This window comes from Pseudomonas sp. AO-1 (assembly GCF_019775695.1).
Taxonomy (GTDB): domain Bacteria; phylum Pseudomonadota; class Gammaproteobacteria; order Pseudomonadales; family Pseudomonadaceae; genus Aquipseudomonas; species Aquipseudomonas parakoreensis.
The window spans coordinates 6,675,386-6,689,306 of the sequence record NZ_CP079947.1 but is presented as its reverse complement, the minus strand read 5'-3'; the positions used below and the strand labels follow the sequence as shown (position 1 = coordinate 6,689,306).

The following is a 13,921-nucleotide window of genomic DNA, read 5'->3' as shown; positions in this document are numbered from 1 at the left end:
AGTTGCAACCCTGACTGGCAAGCCGCCGAAGGTGGATCAGGGCAGCAGGATGGTCGAGCCGGTGGTGCGTCGCGCCGACAGTTCGGTCTGCGCCTTCGCCGCATCAGCCAGTGAATAGCGCTGGCTGATGTCGACCTTGAGCTTGCCGCTGATGATCATCTCGAACAGCTCGTCGGCCATGCGCTGCAGGTTCTCGGCGTTGTTGGCGTAGGTCGCCAGGGTTGGCCGGGTCACGTACAGCGAACCCTTGGCCGCGAGAATCCCCAGATTGACCCCGTCCACTGCACCGGAGGCGTTGCCGAAACTCACCACCAGTCCGCGCGGCGAGACGCTGTCGAGCGAGGTCAGCCAAGTGTCCTTGCCGACGCCGTCGTACACCACCGGGACTTTCTGGCCATCGGTCAGCTCCAGCACCCGCTCTGCCACGTTTTCGTGGCTGTAATCGATGGTCGCCCAGGCGCCGTTGGCCTTGGCCAGTTCGGCTTTTTCCTTCGAGCTGACCGTGCCGATCAACTTCACGCCCAGTGCCTTGGCCCATTGGCAGGCCAATGAACCGACACCCCCGGCAGCGGCGTGGAACAGAATAGTTTCGCCGCCCTTGAGCTCATAGGTCTGGCGCAGCAGGTACTGCACGGTCAGGCCCTTGAGCATGACCCCGGCTGCGGTCTCGAAGCTGATCTCGTCCGGCAGCTTCACCAGATTGGCTTCGGGCAGGGTGTGCAAATCGCTGTAGGCACCCAACGGGCCGCTGCCGTAGGCGACGCGGTCGCCGACCTTGAACCGGGTGACGTCGCTGCCCACCGCATCGACGATGCCGGCACCTTCCGCGCCCAGGCCGGACGGCAAGGCTGGCGGGGCATACAGACCGCTGCGGTAATAGGTGTCGATGAAGTTCAGGCCGATCGCCTTGTTGGCCACCCGCACCTGATTCGGGCCGGGCGCGGCGGGCTGGTAGTCAACATACTCGAGCACTTCGGGACCGCCATGGGCACGGAACTGGATACGCTTTGCCATCTGCCTGCTCTCCTTGGGTCGTTTGTAAGCCCCCTATCCAACTCCCCTGCTTGATCTTCGTCAACTGCGGCACGCTTGCCTGCGGTGTTATGCTACGCGCCCATTTGCGCCGCCCCCTGCCTGCGGGGCGTGCGCGTAGTTATGCCCGATTCAAGGTGAAGCCATGACGACCCGCACCGACGCCGTAAAGGCCTATCTGCTCGACCTGCAAGACCGCATCTGCGCCGCGCTGGAAACCGAGGACGGCGGCACGCGCTTCGTCGAAGACGCCTGGAGCCGGCCTGCCGGTGGTGGCGGTCGTACCCGCGTGATCGAGAACGGTGCGGTGATCGAAAAGGGTGGCGTCAACTTTTCCCACGTGTTCGGCAGCGGTCTGCCGCCGTCGGCCAGCGCCCATCGTCCGGAACTGGCCGGTCGCGGTTTCGAAGCCCTCGGCGTGTCGCTGGTGATTCACCCGCACAACCCGCATGTGCCGACGTCCCACGCCAACGTGCGCTTTTTCATCGCCGAGAAGGAAGGTGAAGAGCCGGTCTGGTGGTTCGGCGGCGGCTTCGACCTGACTCCGTATTACGGCAATGAAGAAGACTGCATCCACTGGCACCGCGTCGCCGAGCAGGCCTGCGCGCCGTTCGGGGCGGACGTCTACCCGCGTTACAAGGCCTGGTGCGACACCTACTTCCACATCAAGCATCGCCACGAACCGCGGGGCATCGGCGGCCTGTTTTTCGATGACCTGAACGAGTGGGACTTCGACACCAGTTTCGCCTTCATGCGCGCCATCGGTGACGCCTACATCGACGCTTACCTGCCAATCGTGCAGCGCCGCAAGCACGAGGCGTTCAGCGCCAAGCAGCGTGAATTCCAGGAATTCCGCCGTGGCCGTTACGTCGAGTTCAACCTGGTGTACGACCGTGGCACGCTGTTCGGCCTGCAATCGGGCGGGCGTACCGAGTCGATTCTCATGTCGCTGCCGCCGCAAGTGCGCTGGGCCTATGACTTCAAGGCCGAGCCCGGCAGCGAGGAAGCGCGCCTGACCGACTACTTCCTGCAAGACCGCGACTGGCTGGCCCAGGCCTGAGGACTGTTGATGGATCGTTACGTCGTTTTCGGTAACCCGATCGGCCACAGCAAGTCGCCGATGATTCACAAACTGTTCGCCGAACAGACCGGGCAGCGCCTGGACTACAACACCCTGCTGGCGCCGCTGGACGACTTCAGTGCCTGCGTCACGGCGTTCTTCCAGGAAGGTCGTGGCGCCAACGTCACCGTGCCGTTCAAGGAAGAGGCCTATCGTCTGGCGAACAGCCTGACCGCCCGTGCACAACGCGCTGGTGCGGTGAACACCTTGAGCAAACTGGCCGACGGTTCGCTGCTGGGCGACAACACCGACGGCGCCGGACTGGTCCGTGACCTGACGGTGAATGCCGGGTTCAGCCTGACCGGCAAGCGCATTCTGCTGCTCGGCGCTGGCGGCGCGGTGCGTGGCGCGCTGGAGCCGTTGCTGGCGGAAAAACCGGCGTCGGTGATCATCGCCAATCGTACGGTGGACAAAGCCGAGCTGCTGGCGGAGTTGTTCTGTGATCTGGGGCCGGTATCGGCCAGTGGTTTCGACTGGTTGCAGGAGCCGGTGGACGTGATCATCAACGCCACCTCCGCCAGCCTCTCCGGCGACGTGCCGCCGATTGCAGCAAGCTTGATCGAGCCAGGCCAGACCCTGTGCTACGACATGATGTACGGCAAAGAGCCGACTGCGTTCTGCCGTTGGGCCAGCGAGCATGGCGCGGCAGTGTCGATGGATGGTCTGGGGATGCTGGCCGAGCAGGCAGCCGAGGCGTTTTTCCTGTGGCGCGGTGTGCGTCCGGATACGGCGCCGGTGCTCGCCGAACTGCGTCGCCAACTGGCGCAGTAACAGAGCCTTTGTGGCGAGGGAGCTTGCTCCCGCTCAGGTGCGAAGCGCCCGCCATCGGGTTTGGGCAGCTGCGCAGCCAGCGGGAGCAAGCTCCCTCGCCACAGAGGTCTGGTATGGCCAGCAGGTCAGTCCTCAAACCGGATCGGGCATTTCTCCGGCCCTTCCAGCTTTCGTAACTCCTCCACCACCTGCGGCCGCGCCCGGCGCAGGGTCAGGCTGCGATCCTGACGCAGCAGGCGCCGCGCCTCCTGATGCAGCATTTCCACTCCCGAGTAATCGATGAAGTTGATCTGCTGCGCTTCGATCACCACCCGCGTGCCGTGCAGCCGTTGCAGGCGCACTTGCAGGTAATGGCTGGCGCCGAAAAAGATCGAGCCACCGACCCGCAGCACGTCCTCCTCGCCCTCGCGCCAATGCTGCACCCGCGGTTGTGAAGTGCGTTTGAGGTAGAAGAACAGCGACGCCAGCACCCCGGCGTAGATTGCCGTCTGCAATTCCAGCAGCAGCGTGGCGAGGCAGGTCAGCGCCATGACCACGAACTCGGCGCGGCTGACCCGCAGCAGTGAGCGGATCCCGCGATGATCCACCAGTCCCCAGGCGATCAGCAGAATGCTCCCGGCCATGGCCGGAATGGGAATGTGCGAAATCAGCCCGGCGCCGAAAATCGCGAACAGCGCGACCCAGATCGCCGAAAACACCCCTGCCAGCGGCGAGCAGGCACCCGCTTCGTAACTCAGGCCCGAGCGGGTGAACGAGCCGGCCGACAACGATCCGGAAAAGAACGCCCCGACAATGTTCGATAAACCTTGCGCGCGGACTTCCTGATTGGCATCGAGCAACTGCTGCGAACGCGCGGCAATCGAACGGGCAATCGACAGGCTGGTGACCAGCCCGAGCATACCCACCGCCACCGCGCTCGGCAGCAAGCGCAGGATCAGATCCAGATCCAGTGGCAAGCCACTGAACGGCGGCAAGCGCCCGACAAAGGCGCTGACCCGATGTACATGGCCGAACATTGATGGCCACAGCCACACCAGCAGGCTGGCCAACACCAACGTAATCAACAACGTCGGCCAGCGCGGCAGCAGTTGTTTCAGCACCACGCCAACCACCACGGTGGCCAGGCCGAGCAGCAAAGAGGGTTTATCCACAGCCCTGAGGTGGTTCAACAAATCCATCAGACTGGCCAGCGCCGTGGCTTTGGCCGGCAGATCCAGCCCCAGCAGATTGGGTAACTGGCCGATGGCAATCACGACTGCCGCGCCGAGGGTGAAACCGAGCACCACTGAATGCGAGACAAAATTCACCAAAGCGCCGAAGCGCAGCAACCCCAGCAGCCACTGAAAAATTCCCGCAAGGAAGGTCAGCAGCAGAATCAGCGTGATGTAGTCCTGCGACGCGGGCACGGCCAAGGGACTGACGCTGGCGTAAAGCACAATCGAGATCGCTGCGGTTGGGCCGCAAATCAGATGCCACGACGAACCCCACAGACAGGCGATCAGCACCGGGATGATCGCCGCATAGAGGCCGTATTCCGGGGGCAGGCCGGCGATCAGCGCGTAGGCAATTGACTGCGGTAGCGCGAGAATGGCACCGCTGAGGCCAACGACCAGATCCCGGCCGACGCTGGCGCGGGTTTGCCGGGGCAGCCAGGTCAGGAAGGGAAAGAGTGAGTGGCGACTGGGCAGGGCCATGGGTCCTCGCGGCGTGTGGGTTTAGGCAAGGTTATCAGGACGCGCCAATCACTGTGGCGAGGGGATTTATCCCCGATGGGCTGCGAAGCGGCCCCAAAACCGACGGTCTCGGTGAGTCAGGTATACCGAGTGCATAGACTTTGCGACTGCTGCGCAGCCGATCGGGGATAAATCCCCTCACCACGAGTAAGTTGTCGTCAAGTAGAAAGCGTCAGAGCTTGGCTTTGACCGCTGGCAAAGCATCCTTGCCATCCACGGTCTTCACCCCCTCCAGCCACTTGTCCAGCACCGCCGGATTGGCCTTGATCCATGCCTTTACCGCTTCGGCATTGCTGACTTTCTTGTTCACCACCTCGGCCATGATGCTGTTCTCCATGTCCTGAGTGAAGGACAGGTTGGTCAGCAACTTGCCCACGTTCGGGCAAGCCTCGGCGTAGCCCTTGCGCGTCAGGGTGTAGACGCTGCCGGTGTCGCCGAAATACTTCTCGCCGCCCTTGAGGTAATGCATCTTCAACTGCACGTTCATCGGGTGCGGGGTCCAGCCGAGGAAGGTGACGAATTTCTGCTTCTTCACGGCCCGCGAGACTTCGGCGAGCATCGCTTGTTCGCTGGACTCGATCAGCTTCCACTGGCCGAGGTCGAAGTCGTTCTTCTTGATGATTTCCTGCAGCGAAATGTTCGCGGGTGCACCGGAGCCGATGCCGTAGATTTTCTTGTCGAATTTGTCGGCGTATTTGTTCAGGTCGGCAAAGTCATGCACACCGGCGTCCCACACATAATCCGGGACGGCCAGGGTGAACTCGGTGCCGTCGAGGTTCTTCGCCAGTTGCGTGACGTCGCCGGTGGCGACGAACTTGTCGTAGAAGCCCTGCTGCGCCGGCATCCAGTTACCGAGAAAGACATCCACCTGGCCGTCCTTCAAACCGCCGAAGGTTATCGGCACCGCGAGGGTGTCGACCTTGGCCTTGTAGCCCATGCCGTCCAGCAGAAACCCTGTGATGGCGTTGGTCGCGGCGATGTCACTCCAACCCGGGTCGGCCATTTTCACGGTGTCGCAGCTTTGCTCGGCAAATGCCGAGGCGCTGCCCAGAGCCAGCAGGCCTATCGTCAGTGCTGTGGATAACTTGCGCATGGACTTCCCCTTACATTATTGGTTTTGGCAGGGTTGTGGATAACGGGCCTTGCGTTCCAGATCGTCGAGGTCGATGTGGTTGCGCATGTACTGCTGACTGGCGTCCACCAGCGGCTGGTGATCCCAGCTCTTCAGCTTGCCGATGGTCAGGGCATCGGCGACAAAACGACGACGGCGCTGGCTGGCGAGGACCTCGCGGTGAATGGCCGGCATGTCCCATTTGGCCCGCGCTTCGGCGAGAAAATCGTCGAACAGTTGGCGATGTTGCGGCGACTGGCTGAGTTCTTCGAGTTCACGCGGGTCGTTGTGCACATCGAAGAGTAGGCACGGGTCGCTTTCACTGTAGATAAATTTGTACGCGCCACGGCGGATCATCATCAGCGGGCTGACCGTGCCTTCGGCCATGTATTCGCCGAACACTTCGTCATGCCCGCCCTGCCCTTGCAGATGCGGCACCAGGGAGCGGCCGTCCAGCGGCAGATTCGGTTCCAGGCTGCCGCCGGCCAGTTCGACGAAGGTCGGTAACAGGTCGGCAGTGGAGACGGCAGAGCTGACACGGCCCGGTTTGAACTGACCGGGTGCACTTATCAACAGGGGCACGCGAGCGGCCATCTCGAACCAATGCATTTTGTACCAGAGGCCCTTCTCTCCCAGCATGTCGCCATGGTCGCCGGAGAAGACGATGACGGTGTCTTCCATCAGCCCACAATCTTCGAGGGTTTGCAGGAGTTTGCCGACGTTGGCATCGATATAGCTGCAAGCACCGAAGTATGCTCGCCGTGCGTCGCGGATTTTATCCACAGGCAGTGGCTTGTCCCACAGGTCATAGACCTTGAGCAGGCGTTGCGAGTGTGGATCGAGGGAATGTGGATCCGGTGTCGTCGGAAGCGGGATATCCGCATCGTCGTACAAATCCCAGAACGCCTTGGGGATGGTGTACGGGTCATGTGGGTGCGTCATCGAAACGGTCAGGCAGAACGGTTGGTCGCCGTCCTCGCGAATGTGGTCGAACAGGTATTGCTGGGCCTTGAACACCACCTCTTCGTCGAAGTCGAGCTGATTGGTGCGCACGCACGGCCCGGCCTGCAACACCGACGACATATTGTGATACCAGCTCGGGCGCACGTCCGGTTCGTCCCAGTTCACCGCCCAGCCGTAGTCGGCCGGGTAGATGTCGCTGGTCAGACGCTCTTCGTAGCCGTGCAATTGGTCCGGGCCGCAGAAATGCATCTTGCCTGACAGCGCGGTGCGGTAGCCGAGGCGGCGCAGGTAGTGGGCGTAGGTCGGAATATCGGCAGGGAAATCAGCGGCGTTGTCATAGGCGCCGATCTTGCTCGGCAGTTGGCCGCTGACCAGGGTGAATCGCGACGGCGCACACAGCGGGCTGTTGCAGTAAGCAGCATCGAACACCACGCCCTGAGCGGCAAGGCGCGAAAGATTCGGCAGTTTGATCGGCGACGGGCCGTAGATCGGCAACATTGGCGCGGCCATTTGATCGGCCATGATGAAAAGAATGTTCTTGCGCTTCATGTGATCGCGGCATTCCATAGTGAATAGTTATGCGACATTGCTGCGATCGAGCATGGAGTCCATGCTCTGTCGGGTAAAGCCCGCGCCGGACAATGACTAGGATAAGCACAGCTTATGTATGACGCCCTCGGCAATCTGTCCCTCGACCTGTTGCGCGCTTTCGAAGCGGCGGCCCGTCACCGCAGTTTTACTGCGGCGGCGGTTGAGCTGGGCACCACGCAGCCAGCGATCAGCCAGCAGATCAAGCGTCTGGAAGAACAGCTGGGAGCACGACTGTTTGACCGGATCTATCGTGGCATCGAACTGACCGAGGGCGGCGCGATTCTGTTCGAGCAGGTTCAGCTCGGTTTGCAGAATATCGACGCAGGATTGAGTGCGATCAGTACGCAGCAACAACACGAGGTATTGCAGGTCGCCACCGATTTCGCTTTCGCCGCCTACTGGCTGATGCCACGTCTGCACCGCTTCCACGAAGCCAACCCGAACGTCGATGTCAGCCTGGTCACCAGCGAGCGCAACCACAACATGCTGCGCACCGACATCGATGTCGCGATCCTGTTTGGTGACGGGCGCTTTAAACAGGGCGAAAGCCATTGGCTGTTCAGCGAGGAAGTGTTTCCGGTGTGCAGCCCGCAACTGCTCAAGGAGCGCGCCCTGCCCTTGCCCGCCCAGACGTTGCTGGAGTTCCCGCTGCTGCATCTACGGGGGGAAAACAGCAGCAACTGGTTTGACTGGAGCGGGCTGTTTCGCGAACTGGGCATCACTACCCCGCCGGCGCCGGGGCAATTGCGCTTCGACAACTACACGCTGTTGATTCAGGCGGCGATTGGCGGCCAAGGCGTGGCCATCGGCTGGCGCCACCTTGTGGATAACTTGCTGACCCAGGGCTTGCTGTGTCGGCCGATCGCCGAGACCACGTTGTCGCGCCTGGGTTATTACGTGGTGCTGCCGCAGCGCAAACGCCGGGGCGCGTTGATTCAGCAGTTTGTCGACTGGTTGATGGCCGAACAGGCCAGTAGCGCCGAATCTCTGACTGGATTGGGGTTACCTTCGATTGCGGTGTGAATAGAAAAAGATCGCAGCCTGCGGCCATTCCCTGCAGGAGCTGCCGCAGGCTGCGATCTTTTCAGGTACCTGAGGTCGCGACAAAATTCACATGCTGCCCCACATGCAGGTTCAGCCGCAGCTCATCGGCAATCCCCACCGCGACCCGGTTCAGCCGTTCCAGCGGCTCCGCCAGCCCCGGCTCAAGATTGCCGCCGACCTGGCTGAAATGCTCGATGGTCAGCCCCGCCACGCCGTGAGGCGCGTTAACCAGTGTCCACTGCAATGGACTGCTTTGCAGGGCTTCGCGGATTTCTTCGGCGGCGTGGCGTTGCAGGCCGTCGTCCAGTTCCGGCTCGTCGAGCACGGCAAAATTTCCCACCAGAAACAGCCGTGAAACATTGGCTGCCTGCAGGCCGTCGACCAGCGCATCGACCGCCAGCACTTGTTCCACCGGCCCAAGCACCACCGACCGTTCCACATGGTCGCTGCTGAACGGCAAGCCCGGTGCATCAAGCAGACAGATCACTGCCGAGCTGCCCGCCACGCTTTGCTTGACCCGCTCGGCATCGAACAAATCGCCGCTTTTGGTGCGCAGGCCGGGACGTGGCGCGAGTACGTTCAAATCGTCGAGAATCGTGATGACTTCGTGCTGGCGTCGCAGCAACTCAGCCATCAACGCACCGCCCAGGCTGGCCATGGCACCATAGAGCACCACTTTCACCGTCGGGGTTTCGGCATTTTTCATGGCTGATCCTTTTTATAATCCCTTGTATGGCGTGTGACATATGGGCACCGCCCAGGGTTCGAACCGATTTGCGAGGGCTTCAGATGCCAGCGATCAAGGGCTACCACGCCCACGTCTATTTCGATGCCGATACCATCGATCAGGCACGCGCGTTGTGTGAGCAAGCCGCGCAGTTGTTTCCATTGAAGATGGGCCGCGTCCATGAACGCCCGGTCGGCCCGCACCCTGACTGGAGCTGCCAGCTGGCCTTCGGCCCGCAGATGATCGGCGAGGTATTGCCGTGGCTGGCGCTCAATCGCAAGGGCCTGGTGGTGTTCCTTCACCCCGACACCGGCGACGATTTGCTCGATCACACCGAGCACGCAATCTGGATGGGCGCGATGCGGCCGCTGGACCTGTCTGTTTTCCGGTCAACGAAAGGTAGCTGAAAGGTTGCCCGATTAGGATCGCCGCCACTACCGGCAACAGACCGGTTGGCCAACGCGTGTGATCGCTCGCACGTCAGGCCCAATTAACAACAACAATGGTGATTCTGATGTCCTCTGTAGCCCGCCTTCTCGCTGAAACTCCGCCCGTACGTCTCGTGCTTCCCGTTCTGCGCTGATCCCTCCGATCCGCTCACTCAATTAGCCGCGCTACGCCTGGAGTAATCCCATGCTGACTTTCCTTGGCTTCGCCATGGTCATCACGTTCATGTTCCTGATCATGACCAAGCGCCTGTCTGCGCTGATCGCCCTGATCATCATCCCGATCCTGTTCGCCCTGTTCGGTGGTTTCGCGCCGAAGATCGGCCCGATGATGCTCGAAGGTATTACCAAGCTTGCGCCGACCGGCGTGATGCTGATGTTCGCCATTCTGTATTTCGCCCTGATGATCGACTCCGGCCTGTTCGACCCGGCCGTGCGCAAGATCCTCAAACTGGTCAAGGGCGACCCGCTGAAAGTTTCGGTCGGTACCGCCGTGCTGGCGCTCGTCGTTTCCCTTGATGGTGACGGCGCGACCACTTACATGATCTGCGTGGCCGCCATGCTGCCGCTGTACAGCCGCATCGGCATGAGCCCGCGGATCATGGCCGGTCTGATCATCCTCGCCGGTGGCGTGATGAACATGACTCCGTGGGGCGGCCCGACCGCCCGTGCCGCCAGTGCGCTGCATGTCGACCCGTCGGACATCTTCGTGCCGATGATCCCGGCGATGGCTGCCGGTGTGGTGGCGATCCTGATCATTGCCTACTTCTACGGCAAACGTGAGCGTGCGCGTCTGGGCGAGCTGCACCTGATCGGCGACGAGATCGATCACAGTGAAATCAGCGTCTCGCAGTTCCCCGATGCCCGTCGTCCGAAGCTGATCTGGTTCAACGGCCTGTTGACCCTGGCGCTGATGTGCACCCTGATCGCCGGCCTGCTGCCGCTGCCGGTGCTGTTCATGGTGGCGTTCAGCATCGCGATGATCGTCAACTACCCGTGCCTGCAAATGCAGAAGGACCGCGTGGCGGCCCACGCCGGCAGCGTGCTGTCGGTGGTCAGTCTGATTTTCGCGGCGGGTATCTTCACCGGTATCCTGTCCGGAACCGGCATGGTCGACGCCATGTCGAAAAGTCTGCTGGCAGTGATTCCGGACTTCCTCGGGCCGTACCTGGCCGTGATCACGGCGCTGGTGAGCATGCCGTTCACCTTCTTCATGTCGAACGACGCGTTCTACTACGGTGTGTTGCCAGTGCTCTCCGAAGCGGCCAGCCATTACGGCATCACCGCGGTGGAAATGGCCCGTGCCTCGATCGTCGGTCAGCCCGTCCACTTGCTCAGCCCGCTGGTGCCGTCGACGTACCTGCTGGTGGCGCTGGCCGGTATCGAGTTCGGTGACCACCAGCGTTTCACTCTGAAGTGGGCAGTGCTGGTCTGCCTGTGCATACTGGTGGCCGCCTTGCTGCTGGGGACTTTCCCGCTGTTCAGCACGATGTAACGGCATTCACTCACCATGACGCCAGCTGCTTGCTGGCGTCCTGGTTTAACACTCGCTCAAAGGAATACACATGGATTGGCTGACCAACCCCGAAATCTGGGTTGCCTTCTTTACCCTGACCGCCCTGGAAATCGTTCTGGGCATCGATAACATCATCATGATTTCGATCCTGGTCAGCCGTATGCCCAAGCACATGCAGCAGCGCACGCGGATCTTCGGCCTGGGTCTGGCGATGATCACGCGGATCCTGTTGCTGCTGTCGATCACCTGGGTCATGCGCCTCACCGCCGACCTGTTCGTGGTGTTCGGCCAGGGCATTTCCGGGCGCGACCTGATCCTGTTCTTCGGTGGCCTGTTCCTGCTGTGGAAGAGCTCGCAAGAGATGTACCACGCACTCGAAGGCGAAGACGAAAGCGGCGACGAGCCTTCGGGCAAGGGCGGCAACTTCCTCTACACCATCATCCAGATCGCGATCATCGACATCGTGTTCTCGCTGGATTCGGTGATCACCGCCGTCGGCATGGTCTCCCATGTGCCGGTGATGGTCGCGGCAATCGTCGTCGCGGTGCTGGTGATGATGGCGGCCTCGGGCAAGATCAGCGAGTTCATCGACAAGCACCCGTCGCTGAAGATGCTGGCGCTGTCGTTCCTGCTGGTGGTCGGTACCGTACTGATCGCCGAAGCGTTCGATGTGCATGTACCGAAAGGCTACGTCTACTTCGCCATGGCGTTCTCACTGGCGGTGGAAGCGATCAACATCAAGATGCGCACCGCGATCGCCAAAAAGAAAAAACAGCAGGACCCGGTGAAGCTGCGCAAGGACGTGCCGGGGCAGTAACCCGGTAGTCCGATAGCAATACAAAACCTGTGGGAGCTGGCTTGCCAGACGCCCACAGGTTTTTTTTCCAGCGGATTTTGAGCTCGTACACAAACCCTGTGGGAGCTGGCTTGCCAGCGATAGTGGCGTGTCAGGCAACATCAATGTCGCCAGTGCTGCCGTCATCGCTGGCGAGCCAGCTCCCACAGGGATTTGGGGTGATTGCGCGGGGTGTGGATAAAGCTGTTTTCATGACGCTTTTGTTTCAATCCGCACTTTAGCTGTGCAATGCTGGCGCCCAGTCCGTTAGCCAACTACAGCTTAAGTATCAAAAACGTAGAAACCGCGCGGTACCGTCAACTTGCCCCTTTGGGGCGCTGCTACTACAGGGGGTCTGCATGCTCACCCTGCTCAATTTGCTGTCTGCCGTGGCCCTGCTGATCTGGGGTACGCATATCGTCCGAACCGGCATCCTGCGGGTGTACGGTACCAATCTGCGCCATGTGATCGGCCAGAACATGTCCAAACGCTGGCTCGCGTTCGTCGCCGGCATCGTCGTGACCGCGATGGTGCAGAGCAGCAACGCCACGGCCATGCTCGTCACTTCCTTCGTCGGTCAGGGCCTGATGGCGCTGACCCCGGCGCTGGCGACCATGCTTGGCGCCGACGTCGGTACGGCGCTGATGGCGCGGGTGCTGACCTTTGACCTGTCGTGGCTGTCGCCGCTGCTGATTTTCCTCGGGGTGATTTTCTTTCTGTCGCGCAAACAGACGCGCCTCGGGCAGATGGGCCGGGTCAGTATCGGTCTGGGCCTGATCATTCTCGCCTTGCAACTGATCGTCGAAGCCGCTGCACCGATTACCCACGCCCAAGGCGTGAAGGTGATCTTTGCGTCGCTGACCGGCGACATCCTCCTCGACGCCCTGGTCGGTGCGTTGTTCGCGATGATTTCCTATTCCAGCCTCGCCGCTGTGTTGCTGACCGCGACGCTGGCCGGCGCCAGCGTGATCAGCCTGCCGGTGGCGATCGGTCTGGTGATCGGCGCCAACATCGGCAGCGGCGTGCTGGCGTTCATGAGCACCAGCATGCAGAACGCGGCCGGGCGGCAAGTGGCGCTGGGCAGCCTGCTGTACAAACTGATCGGGCTGTTGCTGATCATTCCGGTGCTTGATCCGCTGGTGCACTGGATGGACGGGCTCGACTTCAGCCCGCAGGAAATGGTCATCGGGTTCCACCTGCTCTACAACACCGCGCGCTGCCTGATCCTGCTGCCCAGCGTCGCGCCGATGGCGCGGCTGTGCGCCTGGTTGCTGCCGGAGCGCCCGGAAGTCAACGGCACCGCCAAGCCGCGTCACCTTGATTTGACGGCACTGTCGACACCGAGCCTGGCGCTGGCCAACGCGGCCCGCGAGACCCTGCGCATGGGCGATCTGATCGACAACATGCTCGACGCGATGCTCGATGTGTTGCGTGGCAAGCAGACCGCCGTAACTCAGGAGATGCGTCGTCTGACCGATGACGTCGAAGCGCTGTACAGCGCGATCAAGCTGTACCTGGCGCAAATGCCCCGCGAAGATCTCGGCGAGCAGGACAGTCGGCGCTGGGCGGAGACCATCGAACTGGCGATCAACCTGAAGCTGGCCAGCGACCTGATCGAACGCATGCTGCGCAAAGTGCAGCAGCAGAAGACTTCCCAGCGTCGGTCGTTTTCCGAAGAAGGCCTGGAGGATTTGGCCGGGTTGCATCAGCAACTGATCGCCAACCTGCGCCTGGGCCTGTCGGTGTTCCTCAGCGGTGACAAGGAAAGCGCCCGTCAGCTGTTGCGCGAGAAACGTCGCTTTCGCGCACAGGAACGGCGTCTGGCCCATGCCCATGTCAGCCGTTTGCAACGTAAGATCGTGCAGAGTCTGGAAACCAGTTCGCTGCACCTGGAGCTGATTGCCGATATGAAGCGCTTGAATTCGCTGTTTTGCAGCAGTGCTTACGTGGTGCTGGAAACGGCAGATACCGGAGCGCTGGAAGCGGATGATATTGCCGACATTACGCATTCGCCTTGAACGTCTGGGGCTGG

The 13,921-nt window shown here is 61.5% G+C and carries 12 protein-coding genes; 7 read left to right on the top strand and 5 right to left on the bottom strand.

The window, feature by feature from the left end:
- Positions 1-36: 36 nt before the first annotated feature.
- Entirely contained in the window at positions 37-1,014 is a 978-nt protein-coding gene (locus KVQ82_RS30485; protein ID WP_086794075.1) for an NADPH:quinone reductase, read from the bottom strand.
- 163 nt (positions 1,015-1,177) lie between these two features.
- Here KVQ82_RS30485 and hemF point away from each other — a divergent pair, with 163 nt between their 5' ends.
- Together hemF and aroE are read left to right on the top strand one after the other, a co-directional pair.
- Positions 1,178-2,092, top strand: a complete 915-nt coding sequence (gene hemF / locus KVQ82_RS30480; protein ID WP_041073630.1) for an oxygen-dependent coproporphyrinogen oxidase — start codon at positions 1,178-1,180, stop codon at positions 2,090-2,092.
- A gap of 9 nt (positions 2,093-2,101) precedes the next feature.
- Positions 2,102-2,923 (top strand): shikimate dehydrogenase, encoded by an 822-nt coding sequence (gene aroE / locus KVQ82_RS30475; protein ID WP_222017482.1) that lies wholly within the window; start codon positions 2,102-2,104, stop codon positions 2,921-2,923.
- 125 nt (positions 2,924-3,048) lie between these two features.
- Here the strand turns inward: aroE and KVQ82_RS30470 are convergent, their stop codons facing one another.
- The 3 genes from KVQ82_RS30470 to betC form a co-directional block, all read right to left on the bottom strand.
- Positions 3,049-4,617: a SulP family inorganic anion transporter gene (locus KVQ82_RS30470; protein WP_121182898.1), complete on the bottom strand. Its 1,569-nt coding sequence runs from the start codon at positions 4,615-4,617 to the stop codon at positions 3,049-3,051.
- Positions 4,618-4,828: 211 nt separating this feature from the next.
- The gene (gene choX, locus KVQ82_RS30465; protein WP_222017481.1) at positions 4,829-5,749 is read right to left on the bottom strand and encodes a choline ABC transporter substrate-binding protein; all 921 of its coding nucleotides are present in this window, start codon (positions 5,747-5,749) and stop codon (positions 4,829-4,831) included.
- 15 nt (positions 5,750-5,764) lie between these two features.
- A complete protein-coding gene (gene betC / locus KVQ82_RS30460) occupies positions 5,765-7,279 on the bottom strand; it encodes a choline-sulfatase (protein WP_222017480.1) in 1,515 nt (504 codons plus the stop codon).
- A 114-nt stretch (positions 7,280-7,393) separates the two neighbouring features.
- Here betC and KVQ82_RS30455 point away from each other — a divergent pair, with 114 nt between their 5' ends.
- Positions 7,394-8,344: a LysR family transcriptional regulator gene (locus KVQ82_RS30455; protein ID WP_222017479.1), complete on the top strand. Its 951-nt coding sequence runs from the start codon at positions 7,394-7,396 to the stop codon at positions 8,342-8,344.
- A 61-nt stretch (positions 8,345-8,405) separates the two neighbouring features.
- Here KVQ82_RS30455 and KVQ82_RS30450 read toward each other — a convergent pair whose 3' ends face one another.
- Positions 8,406-9,071 carry an NAD(P)-dependent oxidoreductase gene (locus tag KVQ82_RS30450; RefSeq protein WP_222017478.1) on the bottom strand — a complete coding sequence of 222 codons (666 nt, stop codon included), beginning with the start codon at positions 9,069-9,071 and terminating at the stop codon, positions 8,406-8,408.
- An 83-nt stretch (positions 9,072-9,154) separates the two neighbouring features.
- Between KVQ82_RS30450 and KVQ82_RS30445 the strand changes: the two genes are divergently transcribed.
- The 4 genes from KVQ82_RS30445 (at position 9,155) to KVQ82_RS30430 (ending at position 13,907) form a co-directional block, all read left to right on the top strand.
- On the top strand, positions 9,155-9,499 hold the full coding sequence (locus KVQ82_RS30445) for a DOPA 4,5-dioxygenase family protein (RefSeq protein ID WP_041073644.1): 345 nt from the start codon (positions 9,155-9,157) through the stop codon (positions 9,497-9,499).
- A gap of 226 nt (positions 9,500-9,725) precedes the next feature.
- On the top strand, positions 9,726-11,033 hold the full coding sequence (locus tag KVQ82_RS30440) for a CitMHS family transporter (RefSeq protein WP_041073646.1): 1,308 nt from the start codon (positions 9,726-9,728) through the stop codon (positions 11,031-11,033).
- A 70-nt stretch (positions 11,034-11,103) separates the two neighbouring features.
- Positions 11,104-11,871 (top strand): TerC family protein, encoded by a 768-nt coding sequence (locus tag KVQ82_RS30435; RefSeq protein WP_041073648.1) that lies wholly within the window; start codon positions 11,104-11,106, stop codon positions 11,869-11,871.
- Positions 11,872-12,248: 377 nt separating this feature from the next.
- A complete protein-coding gene (locus KVQ82_RS30430) occupies positions 12,249-13,907 on the top strand; it encodes a Na/Pi cotransporter family protein (protein WP_108181252.1) in 1,659 nt (552 codons plus the stop codon).
- Positions 13,908-13,921 lie beyond the last annotated feature (14 nt).

Excerpts from the sequence above, each read along its gene's own strand:
- KVQ82_RS30485 (WP_086794075.1), bottom strand. The coding sequence starts at position 1,014 with ATGGCAAAGCGTATCCAGTTCCGTGCCCATGGCGGTCCCGAAGTGCTC.
- hemF (WP_041073630.1), top strand. The coding sequence starts at position 1,178 with ATGACGACCCGCACCGACGCCGTAAAGGCCTATCTGCTCGACCTGCAA.
- aroE (WP_222017482.1), top strand. The coding sequence starts at position 2,102 with ATGGATCGTTACGTCGTTTTCGGTAACCCGATCGGCCACAGCAAGTCG.
- KVQ82_RS30470 (WP_121182898.1), bottom strand. The coding sequence starts at position 4,617 with ATGGCCCTGCCCAGTCGCCACTCACTCTTTCCCTTCCTGACCTGGCTG.
- choX (WP_222017481.1), bottom strand. The coding sequence starts at position 5,749 with ATGCGCAAGTTATCCACAGCACTGACGATAGGCCTGCTGGCTCTGGGC.
- betC (WP_222017480.1), bottom strand. The coding sequence starts at position 7,279 with ATGAAGCGCAAGAACATTCTTTTCATCATGGCCGATCAAATGGCCGCG.
- KVQ82_RS30455 (WP_222017479.1), top strand. The coding sequence starts at position 7,394 with ATGTATGACGCCCTCGGCAATCTGTCCCTCGACCTGTTGCGCGCTTTC.
- KVQ82_RS30450 (WP_222017478.1), bottom strand. The coding sequence starts at position 9,071 with ATGAAAAATGCCGAAACCCCGACGGTGAAAGTGGTGCTCTATGGTGCC.
- KVQ82_RS30445 (WP_041073644.1), top strand. The coding sequence starts at position 9,155 with ATGCCAGCGATCAAGGGCTACCACGCCCACGTCTATTTCGATGCCGAT.
- KVQ82_RS30440 (WP_041073646.1), top strand. The coding sequence starts at position 9,726 with ATGCTGACTTTCCTTGGCTTCGCCATGGTCATCACGTTCATGTTCCTG.
- KVQ82_RS30435 (WP_041073648.1), top strand. The coding sequence starts at position 11,104 with ATGGATTGGCTGACCAACCCCGAAATCTGGGTTGCCTTCTTTACCCTG.
- KVQ82_RS30430 (WP_108181252.1), top strand. The coding sequence starts at position 12,249 with ATGCTCACCCTGCTCAATTTGCTGTCTGCCGTGGCCCTGCTGATCTGG.